Source organism: Haloferax sp. SDI50 (assembly GCF_059802635.1).
Map to the genome: position 1 here is coordinate 461,966 of NZ_JBPULL010000001.1, position 21,922 is coordinate 483,887.

Genomic DNA, 21,922 nt, shown 5'->3' on the forward strand with positions numbered 1-21,922 from the left:
TACCGACACCTCGGTTGTTCACGTACGCAAACGTCTGTATTTGCCATGTCTAAATAATAATTTCACCTGTCGTGTAAAACTGCTATCGGTCGTTTCAGACGCGAACCACAGTCACGGTGTCAGTCGGAAGCGTGACGGTTGTCCCACCAGTGACCGAAAACTATCGCGCGATGGGGGCTCAGTCCCCCGCCGCGTCCTCTCCGACTACGCCACGTCGCGCTGTTCAGTGTACGTCAGCGTCTGGTTGTCCGTCTCGATGGTCGTCTGGACCGTAATCCAGCCGTCCGCCTGCTGGACCGCGAACGCCTCCGAGTACGACAGTTCGACGCGCTTCGTCGTCGTGTACGACTCGCCGGCCGCGAGGTCACCGACCGCTTGGGTCCCGCGCCAGACCTCGTCGTCCGGGTCGGTGTCGTTGCCGACGAAGATGCGACTGTAAACGGTGACGCCGGAGCTGTCGGTGTCCTGTCGGTTCGTTATCGTGCTCGTCACGTCGCGGCAGGTCTGTCCGCACTCCTCGATGTCGTCGACGACGACGCCGAACGGCGGCCTCGATTGGGTCTCGGTCGCGTCACCGTCGCCGCTATCGCCGTCGCCATCGCTGTCGTTGCTCCCGGTGTCGCTCCCGCCGGTGTCACTGCTGTTTCCCCCGCCGTCGGGCGACGCGGTCGTCTGCGTGGGGAACGCTCCGTCGGGGCCGTCGGCGGAGGTAGTGTCAGCGAACGGTCCGATTCCCGCAAGGAACGCGGCGACGACACCGGCCGTGAGCAGGACCAGCACTGTCGCGGCGACGAAAACTGTGCGTCTCATAACTGAGTTGGGACTTCATATTGGGCGGCTGTCATGTGCCACGTTGCTCGATAGCGTCGGGTCACACTTAGTTACGCACCCGAAACGTCGTTCGCGCGGTCGCTCAGCGAGTCCCCGAGCGACCCGTCGAGGGCCCCGTTCAGGAAGTCGCTCACGAGGTCGTGAATATCCGTGACGAACTCCGGGACCGGACCGGGGAGTTCGCCGGGCGGCCCCTGCTGGCTAGCCTCGGAGACGGGAGCCGGTTCGCGTGCGTTCTCGGACGGTGCGGCGGCGGCGACGCCCGCAGTCACGACGAGGACGGCGAGCGCGATGCCGGCGAGGGTGAGTCTGCGTCGGTTCATGCTGAGTCGCTCCGGTCGCCACTCGCTGGTCGATGCTCATGAAAAGCGGACACCGTGGTGGGCGTTTTGCCTCGGTTTCGCTGAGTTTCGACGCGGTTCACGGCGAATTGCCGCCGGTTCGGAGTCGTTACTGGTTCAGCGCTTCGCGCATGGCGGCGAAGCCGGCTTCCGGGTCCACGTCCGCGCCCTGCGCTTCGAGCGCCTCACCGAGGGCGGTCAGGAGGAACGAGACGTTCTCCGGCCGGGCCGAGTGGCCCATACAGCCGACGCGGAAGATGTCGCCCGCGAGCGCGCCGAGGCCGCCGGCGATTTCGAGGTCGTAGTGGTCGAGCACGTAGTCGATTGCCGCGCCGGCGTCCACGCCGTCGGGGACGAGCACCGCGTTGAGGCTCGGCAGCCAGTACTCGTCTTCGGGGTTAAGACCGAGCCCCATCGCCTCGACGCCGGCTTTCAGCGCGCCCGCGACCCGGCGGTGGCGCGCCCACCGCGCTTCGATGCCTTCCTCCGCGACCAGTCGGAGCGCCTCGCGGATGGCGTAGACGTTGGTGATGGGCGCGGTGTGGTGGTACGAGCGGTCGTCGCCCCAGTAGCCCTCCAACAGCGACAGGTCGAGGTACCACGAGCGGGGCGGCTCCTCCCGCGAGAGCACCTTGTCCATCGCGCGGTCGTTGAGCGTCAGCGGGCTCGCGCCCGGCGGGCACGACAGACACTTCTGGGGGCCGGAGTAGGCCACGTCGATGCCCCAGTCGTCGACTTCGAGTTCGACCCCGCCGAGCGAGGTGACGGTGTCGGCGACGACGAGCGCGTCGTGGTCGTGGGCGATGCTCGTCAGTTCGGGCACGCTCGGCTGTTTCACGCCCGTCGAGGTCTCGGCGTGGACGAACCCGAACACGTCCGGCTGGTGCTCGTCGAAGGCGTCCTGTACGTCCGCGGAGTCGAGCGGCTCGCCCCACGGTGCGTCCACGTGGACGACCTCGCCGCCGGCGCGCTCGGCCATCGACTCCATGCGCCCGCCGAAGTAGCCGTTCGTCGGGACGAGCATCGTGTCACCCGGTTCGACGAGGTTGCCGATGGCCGCCTCCATCGACGCCGACCCGGTCCCCGAGACCGGAATCGTCCACTTGTTGTCGGTGCGGAACGCGTAGCGCAGGAGCTCCTGCACCTCGTTCATGACCTCGATAAACGACGGGTCGAGGTGGCCGACGAGCGGCGTGGACATCGCGCGGAGGACGCGCGGGTGAACGTCGCTCGGGCCGGGGCCCATCAGCGTGCGATTCGGCGGGGTGAGTTCGCCGACATCGGGTGCATCGGACATGGTCTGCCTTCACCTGCCACGCAAACCGGCAAAAGGGATGTGATTGCGGAACGCCGCGAGACGGATACCGTCCCGACCTGCGGGAACCCGACGACTGCGCCGACGCGCCCGCTCAGCCCGACAGCGCCTGCGCGACCTTCTCTATCGGGTGCGGCGGTCGCCGCGCCGCGTCGTCCCTGTCTTCGAGTTGCGTCCGACACGACGCGCCGGGGGCGACCACCTCGTCTCCCGGGCTGTCGTCGACCTGCTCGAACAGGATGTCTCCCATGGCCTTCGAGAGGTCGTAGTGTTCGGCCTCGTAGCCGAAGCTCCCGGCCATGCCGCAGCAGCTCGAATCCAGCGGGTCGACCTCGTAGCCGACCCGCCGGAGGACGCCCACCGCGTGGTGGTCCCTGTTCAGCGCCTTCTGGTTGCAGTGGCCGTGATAGGTGAGCGAGCCGAGCGTACCGCCGTCAGCGACCGCGGAGGCGACGGGTCCGGCCGCGTCGTCGCCGTCGGCCGAGCGCCCGCGAATCGGGAGGGCCTCGTCCAGCCGGTAGGTGTCGAGGAACTCCATGACGCCGTAGGCGGCCGCGGCGACCGGGGCGACCGCGTCGTCCGGCAGGAGGTCGGCGTACTCGTCTTGGAACATCACCGCGTCGGAGGGCTCGACGAAGACGACCGACCAGCCGTTTTCCACCGACGGGCGGAGCGTCTCGACGTTGTGACCCGCGCGCCGCCGCGCGAGGTCGAGGAAGCCGCCGGAGTAGGCGGCGCGACCGCTCGGTTCGACGCCCTCCGCGAGGCGGACGTGGACGCCGGCGGCCTCCAGCACGCGAACCGCCGCCTTGCCAATCTCGGGCGTGACGTAGTTCGTGTAGGTGTCGGGAAACAGGAGGACGCGGTGGTCGGCCTCGCTCGCCGGGACGCGGGGCCGTCGCCCGTCCATCCACGATTCGAGCGTGTCGCGGGTGAACGACGGGAGCGACCGGTCGGAAGCGACGCCCGCGAGTCGCTCCATCGCGGCCCGCGCGCCCGGGAGTTCGGCCGCCCAGTTCGAGACGGGCGCGAGGGCGCTGCCGACGCCGGCCAGTCGGTCGATGTTGGCGAACAGGCGCTCGCGAAGCGACGCGCCTTCCTCGGCGTGGTGGGCGTGTTTCACCTCGGCTTTGAGCTTCGCCAAATCGACGCCGGTCGGGCAGTCGTTCTGACAGCCCTTACAGCCGACGCAGAGCCCGAGGACCTCCTCTTGGAAGCGGTCCGAGTGAATCTCGTCCTCCGGGAGGTCGCCCGAGATGGCCGCCCGAAGCATGTTCGCCCGCCCGCGGGTCGTCTCGGCTTCGTCCTTCGAGGCGCGGTAGGTCGGACACATCGTCTCCGACCCGGTCTGTCGGCAGGTACCGCAGCCGTTACAGAGTTCGACGAGGTGCGAGAAGCCGTTTTCGTCCGAGAAGTCGAGCGTCGTCGCGGGCTCGATGGACTGGTAGGCCGCGCCGTACCGGAGGTGCTCGCGCATGTCCGCGCCGACGCCGCGGTCGCCGTCCGGGCCGGGGTCGCCGGGGCCGTCGCGGTAGACGACGTTGCCGGGGTTCATGCGCCAGTCGGGGTCGAACGCCGTCTTCAGTTCCTTGAACGCGCCCCAGAGTTCCGGACCGTACATCTTGGGGTTCCACTCGGTCCGGGCCATTCCGTCGCCGTGCTCGCCAGAAAAGGCCCCGCGGTGGTCCAACACGAGGTCGGTCACGTCGTCGGTGATGGCGCGCATCGTCTCGATGCCCCCGCCGTCTTTCAGATTCAGGATGGGGCGGATGTGGAGCGTTCCCGCGCCGGCGTGGGCGAAGTACGCGGCCGACGTGCCGTGGTCCTCTAACACGTCTTCGAACGACTGGACGTACTCCGCCAACTCCTCGGGTGGGACGCTCGCGTCCTCGATGAACGGGTAGGGCTTCGGGTCGCCCGGCAGTGACATGAGAAGCGGTATCGCCGCCTTGCGAAGTTTCCAGAGGTCGGCCTGCGCCGCGGGCGTGTACGCCTCGATGGCCTCGAACGCGCCGCCGTCGTCGGCGTCGGTGTCGTCGGCGTCGTCGGTGTCGTCGCCCGCCGCCGGCACGTCACCCGCCGCCGACCCGGCGTCGCCGTCTCGCAGGAAGTGGTCGTTCGCCTCGCGAATCACGGCCTCGAAGTCGTCGTGCAGTTCCGAATCGAACTCCAGCATCAGCGTCGCCGCCGTCCCGTCGGGAATCTCCTCGACGTACTGGGCGTACTCGCTGGACTCGGCGGCCATCCGCAACACCTCGTCGTCCATGAGTTCGACCGCGCTGGCGTCGAAGTCGAGCGCGTCGGGGACCGCGGCCATCGCCTCCACGAGGTCGTCGTAGGCGTAGAGGACGAGCGCCGTCTCCTCGGGGACCGTCACGAGCGACACGGTGGCCTCGACGACGACGCCGAGGGTGCCCTCCGCGCCGACGAACAGTTTCGAGAGGTTGACCACCGTCTCGCCGTCGTCGGTCTCGGAGACGACTTTGTGGAGGTTGTAGCCCGACACCGACCGCTTGAGGCTCGGATACCGCCGCTCGATTTCCGCCTCGTGGTCCTCGACGAGACCCAGCACGGTCCGGTAGAGGGCGGCCTCGCGGTCGTCCTTGCCGACGATGCGGTCCCACTCGTCGCTCCCGACGACCACGTCGCGGGTGTGGACGACCGACCCGTCCGCGAGGACGACCCGCAACTCCTCGGTGTAAGCGTCGGTGATGCCGTAGCGGACCGAGTGCGCGCCCGTGGAGTTGTTGCCAATGCCGCCGCCCACGGTCGCTCGGTTCGAGGAGGCGGGGTCCGGCGCGAACTTCAGGCCGTGGTCCGCGAGGCGGTCGTCGAGGTCGTCCTGCACCACGCCGGGTTGGACCCGCGCCCGCCGCGCGTCGGGGTCCACGCGGACGATTTCGTCCATGTACTTCGAGCAGTCGACGACGACGCAGCCGGGGCCGACGGTCTGTCCCGCCAGCGACGACCCCGCCCCGCGCGGGAGCACGGGCACGTCGTGTTCGGCCGCCGTCCGCACCGCGGCGCGAACGTCGTCCTCGTCGCGGGGGACGACCACGCCCGCCGGGCGCGCCCGGTAAATCGAGCCGTCGGTCGCGTACAGCACCTGCGCGTACTCGTCGAATCGCACCTCGCCGGAGACGACGTCCCGGAGGTCGGCGGCGAGGTCGGCGTGTTCGGCTACGTCCGCCACATCGTAGTCGCGCGACTCCTGAAATCGCCGGAAGTCGCCCCGTCTCTCGCCGTCCGTCTCCGCCGTGATTCGTGTCGCCCGTGAAGGGCCGTCACCAGACATTATCATCTATAATCGTGCAAGATAGCAAAAACCTGTGTGTGGCTCGCCACGTTTGCCCGAAGCGGTAGTCGGTCGCGGCGGGTCGGGTTCGTCTCCCCCGGGTCGCCGCGCCCGCTCAGACCGCCGCGCCGCCCGCGGCGGTGCCGGCGGTCGATTCCACGTACTCGGCGAAGTCGGCGGCGAACGACTCGACTTCGTCCCAGTCGGTGTACTCGTAGTCCCGAGACGTGTCCGTGTCGCCGGTCGCGTCCGTGGCGATGCGCTTCATCACCAGCCGGGTGAGAAAGCCGTACTCGGAGTACCGAAGCGCCCCGCCGAACGCGGCCATCCGCTCGGGGTGCCAGCCGCTCTCTTCGATGAACTCGTCGATGTACGTCGCGACTTCGGCGCGGGCGTCCGCGTCGTCGAGCGCCGACGACAGCGACACTTGGAAGAAGCCGTTGGGCCGCGCCTCGATGTCGTCGCGGTGCTCGCGGACGAACCCGTACACCGACTTCGAGTGCGCGCCGAGATGAATCGACGACCCGACGAGCACCGCGTCGGCGGCGGCGAGCGCCTCGGCGGCGGCGGCGTCGTCGACCGATTCGGTCCGCACGTCGTGTCCGTGGGCCGCCAGCGCCACCGCGATGCGCCCGGCTATCTTCTCGGTCTGTCCCTCCTTGCTCCCGTACGCGACGAGTATCGTCCCCATACAGCTCACCGCGTTCCTGTTAGCTCTCTCACACCATAACGGCAGCCGGCAGCTCTCAGCCGCCGGGAATCCGGCCGGACGACGCCCGGAGGAGGAACTGTTTTCCCCGTCGCCGCATCACTCCAAAATACAACTCATGAATACCTCGATGGGAACCTATCTGGTCACGCAGTCGAACCGCTCCGGCGGGCGGTCGACGCCGGACGTGGTGCGGGCCGCGGTCGACGGCGGCGTCGACGTCGTTCAACTCCGCGAGAAGCACGCGAGCGCCCGCGACCGCTACGAGGTCGGCCGCGAGGTTCGCGCCGTGACGGCCGACGCGGGCGTCCCGCTCGTCGTCAACGACCGGGTCGATATCGCGGCCGCCATCGACGCCGACGGCGTCCACCTCGGCGACGACGACGTGCCCGTCTCGGTCGCGCGCGAACAGCTCGGCGAGGGCGCAATCGTCGGCCGGTCGGTCTCGACCGTCGCGGGCGCGAGAGCCGCCGAGGAGGCCGGTGCGGACTACCTCGGCGTCGGCGCGGTGTTCGCCACCGATACGAAGGAGACGAACCCGGAGCAGTCCGAAATCGGGACCGAGCGCGTCTCCGCCATCGCGGACGCCGTCTCGATTCCGTTCGTCGGTATCGGCGGCGTCACGCCCGACAACGCCGCCGACGTGGTCGCCGCCGGAGCCGACGGCGTCGCGGTCGTGTCAGCCATCACCGCCGCTGACGACCCCGCCGACGCGACCCGCTACCTCGCTGATTCGGTCGCCGCCGGGAGGAACCGCCGATGAGCGGACGCGACGGCTCGGACGGCGCGGGTGGGTCGGGCGGCTCGGACGACGCGACCGGTGCGGGCGGCGTCCCCGACGTGGCGCTGGACGAGGCGCTCGCCGCGGTCGCGGGCGAGCAACCGCTCATCAACTCGGTCACGAACGACGTGACGGTCAACGACGTGGCGAACGTCACGCTCTACTGGGGCGGCCTGCCGGTCATGTCCGACGACGAGCGCGAGGTCGGCGACATGGTCGGAATTGCGGACGGCTGTCTGCTCAACATGGGGACCGTGAGCGAGTCCGGCGAGGAGACGATGCTGACCGCCGGTCGCGCCGCCAACGAGCGCGGCGTCCCCCTCGTGGTCGACCCCGTGGGCGTCGGCGCGACCCCGACGCGCGACCGGGTCGCGGACCGCCTCGTCACCGACCTCGACGTGGACGTGCTCAACGGCAACTACGGGGAGATATCCGCGCTCGCCGGCGACGACGCCGAGGTCCGCGGCGTCGAGTCGGTCGGGGAGTACGCCGAAATCGCCGCCGCGGCCGTCGAGTGCGCCCGGAAGACCGGCGCGGTCGTCGTCGCCTCCGGCGAGACCGACATCGTCGCCACCGAGGAGGCAGCTTTCGAGGTCGACACCGGCCACTCGATGATGGGCGCGGTCGTCGGCACCGGCTGTATGCTCGGCGCGACGCTCGCCGTGTTCGGGGCCGCCCTCGACGACCCGCTTGCGGCGGTGCTCTCCGGGACCGCGGCGTACGGACTCGCGGGCGAACTCGCCGCCGAGGGCGCGTTCGGGGACTACCGCGGCCCGGCGAGCTACAAAATCGCCTTCCTCGACGCGGTCGCGGGACTCGCGGACGCCTCGACGCCAGACATCGCCGACCGAATCGACCGAATCGAGGTGCGGTAGATGCCGGGAACCGCGCCCGACCCGCAGACGCCGCCGTACGCCCTCACCATCGCCTCCAGCGACTCCGGCGGCGGCGCGGGTATCCAGGCCGACCTGAAGTCGATGACCCGACTCGGCGTCTACGGCGGGTCGGTTATCGTGGCCGCGACCGCCCAGAACACCCGCGGTGTCGAGGGGTCGCACGTCTTCCCGACCGAGTCGATTCGCGCCCAGTACGAGGCCGTCGCCGGCGACTTCGACATCGCCGCCGTGAAACTCGGGATGCTGGCGACGGCCGAGGCCGTCGAGACGGTCGCCGGCTGCCTCGCTGACTACGACGGCCCGGTCGTTCTCGACCCCGTGATGGTCGCCACCTCCGGCGACCGACTGCTGGCCGAGGACGCCGTCGACGCCTACGACGCCCTGTTCGCGCGCGCGACGCTCGTCACGCCGAACGCCGACGAGGCCGAGGCGCTGACGGGCGTGTTCCCCGACTCCCCGGCGGCCGTCTCCGAGGCCGCCAACTGGTTCTTCGACCGGGGTGCCGACGCCGTGCTCCTGAAGGGCGGCCACGTCGCCACCGACGGCGACACCGTGGTCGACACGCTCGTCACGCCGACGGAGACGACGACGTTCGTCAACCCGCGCATCGACTCGGCTGCGACCCACGGCTCCGGGTGTACGCTTTCGAGCGCCGTCGCCGCCCGTCTCGCCCGCGGCGACGACCTCACAGACGCGGTTCGGCACGGCATCGAGTTCACGCGTGCGACCCTCGCTGAACCCGCCGACGTGGGCGAGGGCGCGGGGAGCGTGAACCATCTCGTCGGCGTCGGCGACGGCTGGACGCCCGACGAGTCGTAAGGGACGACCAACGACCCGGCGACGCGGCTCTCCGACGCTCGTCACGCCCCTTTTCCGGCTACGTGTCGTATCACGAACATGGTAGCGACACCATCATCGAACGCGCTCCGCGCCCGAATCGAGAGCGGCGGCGTCGCGCTCGGCGTCCTCGACAACACCTACAGCCCGACGCTCGTGGAGTTCTACGGCGAACTCGGTCTCGACTTCGTGTGGCTCGACCTCGAACACGGCGGACCCAGCCCGCTCGACTCGGGCGCGATGGAAGACCTCCTCCGCGCGGCGGAACGAACCGGCATCGAGCCGCTGGTTCGACTCCCGACGACCGACCCCGAGTTCGTCCGCAAGGCCCTCGACCTCGGCGTCAGGAACGTCTTCCTCCCGCGCGTGGAGTCGGCCGACGAGGTCCGCGAGGCGGTTCGGTCGGCCCGCTTCACCTACGGCGACGGCCCCGGCGACCGCGGCCTCGCGTCGCCCCGCGCTCGCCGGTGGGGCCTCGCCGACGACTACGTGGCCGCCGAGGACCGCGAGACGCTCGTCGGCGTGACTATCGAGACCGCCGAGTCGCTCGCGGACCTCGACGCGATTCTCGACGTGCCCGAACTGGGCTTCGTCTTCATCGGGCCGTTCGACCTCTCGGTGGCGCTCGGCCACCCCGGCGAGATAGACCACCCGGACGTGCAGGAGGTGGTCGAGCGCATCCGCTCGGCCGCGGTCGATGCGGGCGTCTCCGTCGGCGGTCTCGGGTTCGGCATGGACGACGTGAACGAGAAGGCGGAAAACGGCTATCAACTCATCAATCTCGGCAGTACTACCGGCGTGCTCAAGGGCGTCGTCGACGGCTGGCTCGACGACGCAGCAGTCGACCGCGGGGAGTAGCGGCCGCCTATTCGGGAGCGTCCGCCGCCGCCGAGTCGGACAGCCGCATCGCCACGCTGTACATCTCGCCCGCGGACTCCGATTCAACCGCGTCGGCGACGCGCTCGGCCTCGGCGGCGAGCGTCCCGCCCATCGGGTCGGGAACGTCGGCCGCGAACGATGTCGCCACCGACGCGTGTGCCTCGACGTGGCTTTCGGACCACGGCACCGGGTCGAGCAGGGTCAGCTCGCGGTCGACGCGCCAGCCGTATCCCGAAAACAGCGCCTCGAGCGCGTCGGCCGGGTAGAACGTCAGCGCGGGCCGCCCGCGGGCCACCTGGCTCGCCGCGTTTTCGAGCGCGAACAGCTCCCGAACCGCGGCGTCGTCGGGGAGCGGTTCGTAGTCGTCGACGACGAGGTGACAGCCGGGCGCGGCGACCCGCGTCAGCTCGCGCGCGACGGCGGCGACCGACTCTGGACCGACGAGGTTGAACAGCCCGTGGGCGGTGACGATATCGACCGAGTCGTCCGCCAGCGGGAGGCTTCGAACATCCGCCTCCAGCACCGCGGTCCTCGCTCGCTCCGTCGGCGACGGGGCCACGCGGTCGCGGACGATTGTCGCGTGCTCGGGGTCATTGGTGACGGCGTAGACCTGTTTTGCGCCCGCGTCGAGGAGTCCGGCGGTGGCGTTTCCGGTCCCCGCGCCGGCCTCCAGACAGACCGCGCCCCGGACCGGTCGGTCGTCGAGGGCGGCCGTGACGGTCGTTGGAACGTCCATTGGCGGCGGATGGAACCCGAGGCGGGGGTCGTCTCGCCTCGCTAGTGGTGCAGTTGCTCCGGCACCGGGCTCTCGTCGTGGCGGAGGCGCTCGACGAGCGACCGCTGGGCCGTCTCGTCCATGCCGTTGTACCGCGTCGCGGCGTCGAGAACCATCGCGACGAGCTTCGGGTCGCCCGGCGTGACGACGCTCGTGAGGCCCTGCGCGGCCGCGAAGTCGAACCGCTCCGCGATTTCGTTCGGGGTGTCGACCGGCTCGTACCAGTTGGGGAACGGTCGGTCGGCCTCGGGCAGTTCGTCGGTGTCGGGCCACGGGCCGCGGGCGAACGCCTTGATGCCGAGCGTGCCGATACCGGCCTCTTCGGCCGCCTCGAACACGCCCTCGTAGTCGTGTTCCTCGTCGCCCTTGCCGACGACGACGGGGTTCAGCGGAAACATCAGCGTTTCGAGATCGTCGATGCGGTCGATGGCGTCGCGGATGAGTCCCGGATTCCCGTGGCTCGTCAGGCCGATGTGGCCGATTTTTCCCTCGTTTTTCGCCTCGCGGAAGGCCGCGAGCGCGCCGTCGTCGGCCGTGATTTCGTCCAGTTCGGACTCGTATTCGAGGCCGTGGACCTGATAGAGGTCGATGTAATCGACGCCGAGGCGGTCGAACGAGCGGTCGAGCTTCCGTTTCGCGCCCTCGTACCCTCGCTCTTGGGTCTTACAGCCGAGGAAGATGTCCTCGCGGTGCTGGCGGAGCTTCGGCCCCAGTTTGAGCTCCGCGTCGCCGTAGGTCGGGGCCACGTCGAAGTGGTTGACGCCCTTCGAGAGGACGTGTTCGACCATCTGGTTCGCGCCCTCCTGTTCGAGCCAGTTGAGCGCGATAGCGCCGAACGTCGCGATGCTACTCTCGTGGCCGGTGTCGCCGAGTGCGCGGGTTTGCATATCTCGACTGTCATCGTCGATGGGCAAAAACGTGTGTCTCACCGATTCGACTGCCGGGTCCGTGCGAGCGGCGATGACGCCGCCGCGACCCGGTAACACTCGCGTCAGCGGATACTCAAGTCCTTGCGGCCCGTAGGACCGGCCATGGTAGACATCACGCCCACACCCGGCATCCACCACGTCACCTGCATCGCGGGCGACCCGCAGGAGAACCTCGACTTCTGGGTCGAGACGCTCGGACTCCGCCTCGCCAAGCGCTCCATCAATCAGGACGACCCCAGCACGTACCACTTCTTCTTCACGGACGCGGAGGGGACCCCCGGCACGAGCATGACGTTCTTCCCGTGGGAGAACCTCTCGCGGGGGAAGGTCGGCACCGGACAGGTCTCGCGGACCGCGTTCCGCGTGCCCGAGGGGAGCCTCGACTACTGGGAGGACCGATTCGACGAGTACGGCGTCGACTACGACGAGCGAGTCGAGCGATTCGGTGAAACGGTCCTCCCCTTCAGCGACCCCGACGGTCTCCCGGTCGAACTGGTCGAAGTCGAGATTCCCGACGACGACCCGACCGTCCCGTGGACCGAGTTCGTCCCAGAAGACGTTGCGATTCGCGGCTTCCACTCCGTAACGCTCTGGCTGGCCGACCCCCAACCCACCGAAGACCTCCTCGAAACGATGGGCTTCGAGCGCGTCGGCACCGAGGAAGCGCAGGGCGACACCCCCGGCGACGAGCGGACGCGGTTCGCCGCGACCGGGAGCGTCGGGACGTACGTTGACGTGCTGCCGACCATCGAGAGCAGCCGACAGGGCCTCGGCACGGTCCATCACGTCGCCTTCCAGACGCCGACCGACGAGGACCAAGAGGCGATGCGCAAGGCCGTCCAGTCGAAGGGCCTGCGCCCGACGGCCCAAATCAACCGCCACTGGTTCCGGTCGGTCTACTTCCGCGAGTTCGGCGGCGTGCTGTTCGAACTCGCCACGAGCGACCCGGGCTACACCGCCGACGAACCCCTCGACGACCTCGGCGGCCGCCTCGTCCTCCCCGGCGAGTTCGAAGGTCGGCGCGAGCAGATAGAGGCCGGCCTGACCGACGTGACGGTGCCGCGGGCCGAGGCCGCCGAGGCCGACGACTGACTCCCGACCCCGAACCGGTCCGGCACCGTTCCCGCCCGGTGGACGCCCCGTTTTGTCCCGTGTTAACACCACCTGAGCAACTGCGACGAGTGTCGCAATCACAAGTACCATGATCGCCCACGACGCAGTGACCCGTATTCAGGTGGATGACGTGACGGAAAAACGCGAATACACGGACGACTATCAGGACAAGACGCTGTACATCCCCGGTCCGACCGAGGTGCGCGAGGACGTCATCGCGGAGATGTGCCAGCCGATGTTCGGCCACCGCATGGACCGCATGACCGACCTCTATACGACCATCGTCGAGGACACGAAGGAGTTCCTCGGCACGGACAACGACGTGATGATTCTCACGGGGTCGGGCACCGAAATCTGGGAGTCCTCGACGCTCAACCTCGTCGACGAGAACATCCTCGTGCCGACCTGCGGGAGCTTCAGCGAGCGCCACGCGAACGTCGCGGAGCGACTCGGCAAGAACGTCGACCGCATCGAGTACGAGTGGGGCCAGGCCATCAAGCCCGAGGACATCCGCGAGGCGCTGGAGTCCAGCGACAAGCAGTACGACGTGGTCGCCACCGTGATGAACGAGAGTTCGACCGGCGTCCGCAACCCCATCGAGGAGATCGGCGACGTGGTCGCCGAGTACCCCGACACCTACTTCGTCGTCGACGCGGTGTCCGCCCTCGGCGGCGACTACGTCGACATCGACGAGCACAACATCGACGTCATCTTCGCCTCGTCGCAGAAGGCGTTCGCCATGCCCCCGGGGCTGGCCATCTGCACCGTCAGCGACGAGGCTTACGAGCGCGAACTGTCGAAGGACTCCGCGTCGTGGTACGGCGGTTTCCAGCGCGCCCTCGACTACTACGACCGCAAGGGCCAGACCCACTCGACGCCCGCGATTCCCATCATGCTCGCGTACCGCAAGCAGATGAAGCACATGCTCGACGAGGGCCACGAGGGCCGCGACAAGCGCCACCGCGAGATGGCCGAGTACACCCGCGAGTGGGCCTACGAGCACTTCGATATGTTCCCCGAGGAGGGCTACGAGTCCCAGACCGTCGCCTGCATCGAGAACACGCAGGGTATCGACGTCGCCGCCACCATCGAGGAGGTCAACGAGAAGTACGACATGGCGTTCTCGAACGGCTACGGCTCCGCGCTCGGGGAGAAGACGTTCCGCATCGGCCACATGGGCGAACACGACGTGGAGTCCATCAAGGCGCTGACCGACGCCATCGAAGACGTGGCGGACCTGTAGGGGAGCCCCGCCGCAGATGCCGCATCTCCAGTTCGACCTCGACTTCGAGGTCACGGCGCGCGAGGCGGACCAGTTCGCGACCGAGATGGCCGAGTTGTACGCCGAATGGATGGACGCCGACACCGACTACGCCGCCGTCAGCGTCCGCGAAGCCCGGGCGATTCATCTCGGCCGGGCGACCGGAGACAAGACCGTCGTCTTGCAGGCCGACATCCGGGCGGGCCGGACGGCGACCCGGAAGCGCGACCTCGCCCTCGCGGTCATCGAGGCCGTCACCGAGCGGTTCGGCGTGCCGGAGTCGAACCAGAAGGTCGTCTTCACCGAACACGAGGGGAGCCAGATGATGGGTTACGACCGCGTCGGGGACGACTGGTCCGAGTCGGACTGACCGCCGTCGACGAGTCGGAGTTCGACCGCGAAGACGGACCCGCTGGGGTCGTTGTCCTCGACCCACACGTCGCCGCCGTACTTCTCGACGAGCGACTGCACGAGGTACAGTCCGAGCCCGGTCCCCCGACTCTCCAGCCCCTTTTCGTCCTTGGCGAAGATGGCGTCTTTCCGCTCGTCCGGGACGCCGCGGCCGTCGTCGGCGACGCGGACGACGACGCGGTCTTCGCGCTCGTCGTGCGTGACGGACACGTCGACAGTCGGCTCGTCTTCGTCGGTGTGCTGGATGGCGTTCATCAGGAGATTTCGGAAGACGGAGCCGAGCATGTCGTCGGCGAGCACCGTGACCGGGGGCACCTCGCCGTCGACCGCCACGTTCGCGTCCGGTGCCATGTCGCGGACCGACGCGAGCTCCGCGTCCAGCACCCCCCGGAGGGGAACCGGCTTGGTCTCGACCCCTCGGGTGCTCATCATCTCGGCCATGTCGCGGGCCGTCTTCGTCAGTTCGACCGCGTGGTTCGCACGCTTCCGGACGATTTCGACGTACTCCCGCGCGTCGTCGTCGACGTACTCGGCGAGCAGTTCCGCGTAGGCGGTCACTAACTGCAGGTCGTTGCGAACGTCGTGGCGGACGACCTGATTCAGGACCCCGAGCTCGTCGCGCTGCGTTTCGAGGAGGCGATTCTGTTCGCGGAGCTCCGCTTCGTAGCGCTTCCGCGTCGTGATGTCGCGGGCGACGCTCAACACGACCGTCTCCCCCCGGTAGGTCACGAGGCTCGAACTGATTTCGACGGGTATCTCTCGACCGTCTTTCGCCCGGTGGACCGTTTCGAACACCTGCGTCCCGTCGGTCGGCATCTGGGTGACGAGCGCCGACGCCTCGTCGTCGCTGAGCCCCGCGTCGATGTCGTGGACCGTCATCGAGAGGAGTTCGTCCCGCGAGTAGCCCAGCAGCTCCACCGCGGTCTCGTTCACCGCGAGGATGTGGCTGTCGATGTCGATGACCCAGACGGTGTCGTTCATCCCGTCGATGAGCTCTTGGTACTCCTCGCGGGCGCGCTTCAGTTTCTGCTCTCGCTCCTGTCGTTCGGTGACGTCCCTCGATACGCCGATGACGCCGACGACCTCACCGGCCATCTGAAGCGGCGCGAAGCGATAGCTCAGTATCCGCGATTCGCCGTCCGGCGTGACGAGTTCGGTCTCGCCTTCGAGGGAGTCTATCTCGCCGTCCAAGAGCCGCTGATACGGGTCGCCCGGGCGTTCCTCGCGAATCGTCTCGACGAGGCGGCTCCGCTCGCCTTCGAGTTCGGCGGGCGTCGCCCCGTAGAGTCCGGCGAAGAAGTCGCTCACGAGTATGAACCGCCCATCGCGGTCGTACAGGCACGCCCCCTCGAGTATCTGTTCGAAGACGCGTTCGTAGACGACCGACGGATCGACCGGTCGCCGGCCGGACGCCGCGACCGCCCGCTCGACTCGGGCGGCCACCTCGTCGTACCCCTCCGGCCCTCGGACCCGGACGTAGTCGGTGACGCCGGCGTCGAGGGCGTCGCTCGCCGTCACCTCGCAGTCCCCGCCGGCGACGACGAGAAACGGCAGCGCGGCGTCTCGCTTCCGAACCGCGGCGAGGAAGTCGAGCGCGTCGGTCGATCCCACGTCGTCCGCCGAGACGACGCAGTCGAAACCGGCGTCGGCATCGGCGTCGTCGAGCAGTGTCAGCCCCGCAGCCGCGGTTCGAACCTCCTCGATGTCGACCCGTGGTAGCCGCCGACGGACGGCCTCGGTGACCGCCGCCGCGACGCCCGAGTCAGCGGCGATGAGGAGTCTCATTGTGCCGACACCATCGTTCATTATCTATGTTTGTCGCGAACATCGGATAAAACATCGCGTGCCACCCCCCGCGACGCGGGGAATTACTCGGTTGTAACACCCAGTAGCAACACTTTTGTGACGACCGCCGAGACCACGACGGCATGAACGAACCCAGACTCGACGTATCGGCGGTGACGGGCGGCGACTGGCGGGGATATCTCTCGGAGATGGGGCCGTCGTGGGTCGCCGGTGCCGTGGCGGCGGGGCCGGCGACGATGGCGACCGTGCTCACGGCCGGCGCGACGTTCGGCTACGCGATGCTGTGGGTCGTCGTGCTCTCGGCGGTGCTCGGGGCGTCGGCACAGTATCTCTCGATGCGGCTCGGCCTGCTCACGGAGGACGGCATCGTCTCGGTCGTGGAACGCGAGTTGGGCGACGGCTGGGCGTGGGTGCTCGTCGCCGACGCGGTGCTGGCCGCGGGGCTGGCTCAGTTGGTCATCATGCAGGGCCTCGCGAACGTGAGCGCGACGATAACCGGCGTCGACGCCCGCGTCTGGGGCGTCGTGTGGGCGGTCGTCCTCGCCGCCGGCCTCGCCGGGCGCGGCTACCGCTTCGTCGAACTCCTCGCGAAGGGACTCGTGGCGGCCGTCGTCGTCGCGTTTCTCGCGTCGCTGGTGTTGGTTCCCATCGACCCGGCGGCCGCGGCCGGCGGGCTCGTCCCTCGCATCCCGTCCGGCGTCGACGGCGCGCTCGTCGCCGCCGGCATCCTCGGCGGCGCGGTCCACATCACGCTCATCACGATGCACTCGTACACGATGCGCGCCCGCGGCTGGACGACCCGCGACTACGGGCTGGCGACGTTCGACGTGGGCGCGTCGATGCTCGTCGCCTTCGGCGTTTACAGCCTCGCCATCTTCCTCGTCGCCGCGAGCGTCCTCCACAGCCCCGAGGTGGCCGCGGGCGACCTCACGGCGGTGGCGGCCGCGCAGGCGCTCGGCCCGATTGCGGGCGCGAACGCCAAGTGGCTGTTCCTGCTCGGCCTCTTGGGCGCGGCCGTCTCCACGCTCGGCGGCAACACCGTCGTCCCGCCGTTCCTCGTCGCCGACAAACTCGGCTGGGGGACGGACCTCTCGGACGGCCGCTACCGCGCGCTCCTCGCCGGCGTGGCGCTGTTCTCCGGCGTCGGCGCGTTCCTCGGCGGGGCCTTCTTCCCGCTTCTCGTGTTGGTGCTGGCGTTCGGCCTCGTCGGCACGCCGTTCGCCATCGCCGTCGTGCTCGTCTTACTCAACGGCGACGCGGTCTCGGAGCCGAACTCGACGCTGGCGAACCTCGGCGGCGTCGTCCTGTTCGCGGTCACGACGGTTCTCGCCGCGAACTTCGTCCGCTCGCGGGCGCTTTCCGACCTCGGCGACCCGCTTTCCGTCTTCGTCGTCGTCTTCGCCGCGGCGATGGGGGCGGCGACGCTCGGCCTGCTCGGGAAGTTCGTCCGCGAGACGGTCGGGCGACCGACCGCGGCCTGACCCGAACCGCGGGCGACCCGGCTCACTCGCTGTAACGGCCCGACGCCCGGTCGTACTTGGAGGCCATCGCGACGACGGCGGTCCCGAGCCCGCCCGTCGCGGCCCAGAACTGCCACGGGAGCGACCCCGAGGACCCGCCGCTCGGGACGTAGGGGTACGACAGCGACCCCGCCTCGACGATGTCTCCCGACCCGGGCATGAGACCGGACCCCGGCTCGTTCGGAATCGCGCCCTCCTCGGCCGGCCCGCCGGGGTCGCCGCAGACGACCCGACCGACCATCCCGAGCTGCTTGTGCGGGCTACAAAAGTAGTCGTAGGTGCCCTCGACTTCGAACGTGTACGAGAAGCTCGCACCGGTCTCTTCCAAGAGGCCGCTGTCGAAGCCGGACGCGTCCGCCGGGATGCGCTGTTCGGCCTGATTCGACTCGGCGTAGGCCGTCGCGGAGTGGTCCCCGCTTTCGAGGACCCACTCGACGGTGTCGCCGGGGTCGACGTGCAGTCCGACGGGGTCGAAATAGTACTCCCCGTCTTCTGTCACCATCTGGATAGTATGGGTGGTCGAACCGCCGCCGCCCGAACCGCCGCCGGCGTCTGTACTGCCGCCGGACTCGGCGGTCGAGTTCTCGTTCGACGCCCCGGTGACGCCCGTCGACGCCCCGAGGACGGCGACTCCACCCGCGATATTTTTCATGAACGTTCGTCTGTTCATAATGGTGTTCGAGTTCGTATTACCGCTGATACTGCCTACTACCTGACCGTTCGTCTACTATCTTGTAGTTCTGTTGGTTCTCGAACATTCCGAAACAGAAAAACAGATAACCGCTCGTCTGAACGCTTACGTGGCATCGTCGCTCCCGCGAATCCGCGGTCGACCCACAGTCGTGGGAGCGCTAATCCGGCAGTAACGATTAGGTAAAACTATTGGTACATTCATGAAATTCGTGGTGAACCCGACCCGACGTTCGGCGGTGAGAACCGATGCGGCGTGAGACCGCAGTCATCCTGCTCCTCATCGCGGTCGTACTGCTCCCGATGTGGTACGTCGCGCTGACGAGCGGGACCGAAGGCGGCGGTATCGGCGTCGGCACCGGCGCGGAACCGGTCGCCGTCAACACCTCGTCCGACCTCCAGCCCGCGAGCGGCTACCTCCCCGGCCCGGTCGAAGTCGGCGTCAATCAGGCCGGCGTCGTCGCGTGGGTCGCGCTCCTCGGGATGGTCGGCGTGATGGTCGGGACGAAGCGCTTCCTCGACCGCATCAGCCACCTCGGCGACTCCGTCGTCGCCGACGGCGGCCGCGCGACCGTCTCCGTCCCGCCGTACATGGAGACCGAGTCCAGACGCATCCTCGACTACGTCCCGGCCGTATCGTCGCGGACGGGGCTGCTCGTCGTGGCGCTCCTCTCCTGGGTGGACGTGTCGTTCGCCGCCCTCCTCGCGCTGGAGGGGCTCGGCCCGGCGCGGACGCAGTTCCTCGGAACCTACGCCGGGATGCTGTTCCTCTCGCTCGCGCTGACCGTCCTCGCGTACACGGCGTACTTCGTCCCGACCATCACCGTCGCAGAGACCAGAGACCACTGACCATCCGCACGGACATGAGCAAACGCACCACCGACACCGACACCGACACTGAGACCGACACCGACACAGACGCCCCGGACATCCCGCAGACAGACGACGAACTGACGCGGCGAAACATGGCGAAGCTCCTCGCCGGCATCGGCGGCGCGGCCGCCATCGGAAGCTTCGGCGTCGACTACGCGGCCGGGCTTCCCGGTAGCCTCGACACCGGGAGCGAGACGCTCTACGTCGAGGGAACCCGCCTCGTCGACAGGGACGGCAACCCCCTGACCGCCGCCGACGCGCTCTCGACCGACGAGTTCGACAAGATGGACGTCTTCCCGGAGAAGGAAGGCGGCGGCGCGCTCGTCACCAAGCGCGCGACCACGCTCCTGCTTCGCTTCCCCGAAGACGAGTACGAAGCGCCCACGAACATCGAGGGGACGGCCAAGGGCTACGTGGCCTACTCGAAGGTCTGTACCCACGAGGGCTGTCTCGTCGCTGGCGACCAGGGGTCCGAGCTTCGGTGTCCCTGTCACGGGAGCCTCTACGACCCAACGAAGGGCGCGTCCGTGACCGGCGGCCCGGCCTCGCGGTCGCTCCCGCAGCTTCCCCTCGGCATCGCCGACGACGAGGACGGGACGCTCCTGCTCGCAACGGGGCCGTTCGAGGGACCGATCGGGACGGAGGAATGAGATGACGGGGACAGCACCGAACGACGGCTCCGGCGACGACCGACCCGACGCGCGGCCGGACGGCGGCGAGGCGGGCGGCGACCTCCCGCAGACCGACCTGACGGTCCGGACCCACGAGGCGTACCCCAGAAACGCCCTGTTCGACTGGCTGGACCAGCGGCTCGAACTGGACCACACGCTCCTCGGCAAGGCGTTCCCGGAGGACAACTACGGCTCGTTCCTCCTCGGCGAAATCGCGCTTTTCACCTTCGTCATCCTCGGCCTGACGGGGACGTTCCTCGGCCTCCTGTACAATCCGGCGGTCAACAGCGTCACCTACGAGGGCAACGCGCTCCAGTACGCCGGCACGGAGGTCCCCGCGGCGTTCGCGAGCGTCCTGCACATCACCTACGACACCACCTTCGGGATGTTCGCGCGCATGATGCACCACTGGGCGGCGTACCTCTTTATCGCCGCAATCGCCCTGCACATGTTCCGCGTCTTCTTCACGGGCGCGTACCGCAACCCCCACGAGCCGAACTGGTTCATCGGGAGCACCCTCCTCCTGTTCGCCCTCGTGGAGGGCTTTTTCGGCTACGCGCTCCCCTACGACAACTTCAGCAAGACCGCGACGACCATCGGCTTCCAGATGACCGGCACGATTCCGGTCGTCGGGTCGTTCCTGCAGTCGCTCGTCTTCGGCGGGGCGTTCCCGGCGGGAGCCGACCAGGTCATCCCGCGGATGTTCTTCCTCCACGTCTTTCTCATCCCGGCCGCGCTGGTCGGCGCTATCGTCCTCCACATGGCCGTGTTGATGCGGCAGAAACACACCGAACACGCGCCGAGCTCCCGCGGCGAGGGCCGCCCCGACGACGATGACGACAGCGTCGTCGTCGGCATGCCGCTTTTCCCCCAGCAGTTCCTCGTTTCGACTATCGTCTTCCTCCTGACGGCCGCGACCGTCGCCTTCCTCGCGGGCTTCTTCCCGGTTCAGCGCATCGCCGCCATCGGCCCGGCGACGCCCACATCGACGCCCTCGCACGTCGGCCCGGACTGGTTCTTCATGTGGGTGTTCGGCTCGCTGAAGATGATGCCCTCGTGGCTCGGCGAGTGGGGCCGGTTCGCCGGCGGCGTCGTCGTTCCCTCGCTCATCATCGGCGTGATGATGATTTGGCCGCTCCTCGATAACCCCGAACACCCGGTCCACTTCACCGCCGACCCGCTCGACCGACCGCTCCAGACGGCCCTCGGCGTCGCGGCCGTCATGCTCATCATCGTCCTCTCTATCGACGGGATGCGGGCCACCGTCGCCGCCGTGTTGGGCGTCTCCGACGCCGTCCTCTACCCGTGGCTCGTCGCGCTGACCGTGGGGATGCCGCTTTTCGACTTCGCCGTCGTCTACTGGCTCCTCAAACGCCGCAAGCGCCGACTCGGCACCGCCGGCTGACGCACAGGCTCGCGACCCGCCGACCCCGACTTCGATTATGAACGTTCCACTCTCGCCCCGCGCGTTCCGCCTCGTCGACGCCGGCTCGAAGCTCGTCGGCCTCGTGGCGATAGCCGCTGCGCTCAACGGGACCGCGGCCCCGCACTCGCTCGCCGTCGGCCTCGCGGGCTTCGTCGTCGGCGTCGGGACCGCGTTCCTCTCCCCCCGCGAGGCCCCACCCGACGACGACCGCGGAGACGACTCTGCCCCGGCAGCCGACCCCACCGACGACCTCCCCCGACGGCCGCTCACGAGCCTCGCAAAGCGCCTGTGGCGCAGTCGGCTGGCTCGGCTGGGCGGCGCGCTCTGGCTCTCGGCGTTCGGCGTCGCGGCCGCCGGCGTCGCCCTCCGGGCCGCCGGCTCGTACCGCCTCGCGGCGACGCTGTTCGGGGCCTCCGGGCCGCTCGGACTGGTCGGCATCCTCGGCATCGTCGCCGGCGGTGGCTGGCTCGCGCTCGCCTCGCGTCGGGACTGACCGCGGTCCCGCGCGGTGGTGACTCGCGGGCGAATCAGGCGACTTATTTTCGACCTCGACAAGCGACAGA

The 21,922-nt window shown here is 68.8% G+C and carries 21 protein-coding genes; 12 read left to right on the top strand and 9 right to left on the bottom strand.

The window, feature by feature from the left end:
- Positions 1 to 204 precede the first annotated feature (204 nt).
- The 5 genes from ACSR87_RS02420 to ACSR87_RS02440 form a co-directional block, all read right to left on the bottom strand.
- Entirely contained in the window at positions 205 to 810 is a 606-nt protein-coding gene (locus ACSR87_RS02420; RefSeq protein ID WP_498529363.1) for a hypothetical protein, read from the bottom strand.
- Between the two features lie 71 nt (positions 811 to 881).
- A complete protein-coding gene (locus ACSR87_RS02425) occupies positions 882 to 1,154 on the bottom strand; it encodes a hypothetical protein (RefSeq protein ID WP_498529364.1) in 273 nt (90 codons plus the stop codon).
- A 127-nt stretch (positions 1,155 to 1,281) separates the two neighbouring features.
- The gene (locus ACSR87_RS02430; protein WP_498531021.1) at positions 1,282 to 2,418 is read right to left on the bottom strand and encodes a pyridoxal-phosphate-dependent aminotransferase family protein; all 1,137 of its coding nucleotides are present in this window, start codon (positions 2,416 to 2,418) and stop codon (positions 1,282 to 1,284) included.
- A 163-nt stretch (positions 2,419 to 2,581) separates the two neighbouring features.
- Complete coding sequence (locus ACSR87_RS02435) at positions 2,582 to 5,782, bottom strand: FAD-binding and (Fe-S)-binding domain-containing protein (RefSeq protein ID WP_498529365.1); 3,201 nt, start codon at positions 5,780 to 5,782, stop codon at positions 2,582 to 2,584.
- Positions 5,783 to 5,897: 115 nt separating this feature from the next.
- Positions 5,898 to 6,473, bottom strand: coding sequence for a flavodoxin domain-containing protein (locus ACSR87_RS02440; RefSeq protein ID WP_498529366.1), 576 nt, complete (start codon positions 6,471 to 6,473; stop codon positions 5,898 to 5,900).
- Positions 6,474 to 6,621: 148 nt separating this feature from the next.
- On the opposite strand from ACSR87_RS02440, the gene thiE reads away from it, so the two are divergent.
- The 4 genes from thiE to ACSR87_RS02460 all read left to right on the top strand — a co-directional run bounded on the left by thiE (position 6,622) and on the right by ACSR87_RS02460 (position 9,863).
- Positions 6,622 to 7,254: a thiamine phosphate synthase gene (gene thiE / locus ACSR87_RS02445; RefSeq protein WP_498531022.1), complete on the top strand. Its 633-nt coding sequence runs from the start codon at positions 6,622 to 6,624 to the stop codon at positions 7,252 to 7,254.
- A complete protein-coding gene (gene thiM, locus ACSR87_RS02450; protein ID WP_008576017.1) occupies positions 7,251 to 8,147 on the top strand; it encodes a hydroxyethylthiazole kinase in 897 nt (298 codons plus the stop codon). Before thiE ends, thiM begins: the two co-directional genes overlap by 4 nt.
- Complete coding sequence (thiD, locus tag ACSR87_RS02455) at positions 8,148 to 8,987, top strand: bifunctional hydroxymethylpyrimidine kinase/phosphomethylpyrimidine kinase (RefSeq protein WP_498529367.1); 840 nt, start codon at positions 8,148 to 8,150, stop codon at positions 8,985 to 8,987.
- A 78-nt stretch (positions 8,988 to 9,065) separates the two neighbouring features.
- Positions 9,066 to 9,863: an HpcH/HpaI aldolase family protein gene (locus tag ACSR87_RS02460; RefSeq protein ID WP_498529368.1), complete on the top strand. Its 798-nt coding sequence runs from the start codon at positions 9,066 to 9,068 to the stop codon at positions 9,861 to 9,863.
- Between the two features lie 7 nt (positions 9,864 to 9,870).
- Here ACSR87_RS02460 and ACSR87_RS02465 read toward each other — a convergent pair whose 3' ends face one another.
- Together ACSR87_RS02465 and ACSR87_RS02470 are read right to left on the bottom strand one after the other, a co-directional pair.
- A complete protein-coding gene (locus tag ACSR87_RS02465) occupies positions 9,871 to 10,620 on the bottom strand; it encodes a class I SAM-dependent methyltransferase (protein WP_498529369.1) in 750 nt (249 codons plus the stop codon).
- A 41-nt stretch (positions 10,621 to 10,661) separates the two neighbouring features.
- Positions 10,662 to 11,546 (bottom strand): aldo/keto reductase, encoded by an 885-nt coding sequence (locus ACSR87_RS02470; RefSeq protein WP_008576013.1) that lies wholly within the window; start codon positions 11,544 to 11,546, stop codon positions 10,662 to 10,664.
- A 144-nt stretch (positions 11,547 to 11,690) separates the two neighbouring features.
- Between ACSR87_RS02470 and ACSR87_RS02475 the strand changes: the two genes are divergently transcribed.
- From ACSR87_RS02475 to ACSR87_RS02485, 3 genes are all read left to right on the top strand, one after another.
- Positions 11,691 to 12,680 carry a ring-cleaving dioxygenase gene (locus tag ACSR87_RS02475; protein ID WP_008576012.1) on the top strand — a complete coding sequence of 330 codons (990 nt, stop codon included), beginning with the start codon at positions 11,691 to 11,693 and terminating at the stop codon, positions 12,678 to 12,680.
- A gap of 151 nt (positions 12,681 to 12,831) precedes the next feature.
- Positions 12,832 to 13,944: a pyridoxal-phosphate-dependent aminotransferase family protein gene (locus ACSR87_RS02480; RefSeq protein ID WP_498529370.1), complete on the top strand. Its 1,113-nt coding sequence runs from the start codon at positions 12,832 to 12,834 to the stop codon at positions 13,942 to 13,944.
- 16 nt (positions 13,945 to 13,960) lie between these two features.
- Positions 13,961 to 14,332: a tautomerase family protein gene (locus ACSR87_RS02485; RefSeq protein ID WP_498529371.1), complete on the top strand. Its 372-nt coding sequence runs from the start codon at positions 13,961 to 13,963 to the stop codon at positions 14,330 to 14,332.
- Here the strand turns inward: ACSR87_RS02485 and ACSR87_RS02490 are convergent.
- Positions 14,293 to 16,158, bottom strand: coding sequence for a PAS domain S-box protein (locus tag ACSR87_RS02490; protein ID WP_498529372.1), 1,866 nt, complete (start codon positions 16,156 to 16,158; stop codon positions 14,293 to 14,295). The genes ACSR87_RS02485 and ACSR87_RS02490 overlap by 40 nt on opposite strands.
- A 143-nt stretch (positions 16,159 to 16,301) precedes the next feature.
- Between ACSR87_RS02490 and ACSR87_RS02495 the strand changes: the two genes are divergently transcribed.
- Complete coding sequence (locus ACSR87_RS02495; protein ID WP_498529373.1) at positions 16,302 to 17,660, top strand: NRAMP family divalent metal transporter; 1,359 nt, start codon at positions 16,302 to 16,304, stop codon at positions 17,658 to 17,660.
- Between the two features lie 22 nt (positions 17,661 to 17,682).
- Here ACSR87_RS02495 and ACSR87_RS02500 read toward each other — a convergent pair whose 3' ends face one another.
- Positions 17,683 to 18,369: a plastocyanin/azurin family copper-binding protein gene (locus ACSR87_RS02500; protein ID WP_405310691.1), complete on the bottom strand. Its 687-nt coding sequence runs from the start codon at positions 18,367 to 18,369 to the stop codon at positions 17,683 to 17,685.
- 269 nt (positions 18,370 to 18,638) lie between these two features.
- Between ACSR87_RS02500 and ACSR87_RS02505 the strand changes: the two genes are divergently transcribed.
- From ACSR87_RS02505 to ACSR87_RS02520, 4 genes are read left to right on the top strand one after another with little or no spacing between them, the layout of a single operon-like run.
- Entirely contained in the window at positions 18,639 to 19,238 is a 600-nt protein-coding gene (locus ACSR87_RS02505; protein WP_498529374.1) for a hypothetical protein, read from the top strand.
- A 14-nt stretch (positions 19,239 to 19,252) separates the two neighbouring features.
- Entirely contained in the window at positions 19,253 to 19,912 is a 660-nt protein-coding gene (locus ACSR87_RS02510; RefSeq protein WP_498529375.1) for a QcrA and Rieske domain-containing protein, read from the top strand.
- Position 19,913: 1 nt separating this feature from the next.
- Positions 19,914 to 21,338 (top strand): cytochrome b, encoded by a 1,425-nt coding sequence (locus tag ACSR87_RS02515; protein ID WP_498529376.1) that lies wholly within the window; start codon positions 19,914 to 19,916, stop codon positions 21,336 to 21,338.
- A gap of 37 nt (positions 21,339 to 21,375) precedes the next feature.
- Positions 21,376 to 21,852: a DUF8120 family protein gene (locus ACSR87_RS02520; protein WP_498529377.1), complete on the top strand. Its 477-nt coding sequence runs from the start codon at positions 21,376 to 21,378 to the stop codon at positions 21,850 to 21,852.
- Positions 21,853 to 21,922: the final 70 nt, after the last annotated feature.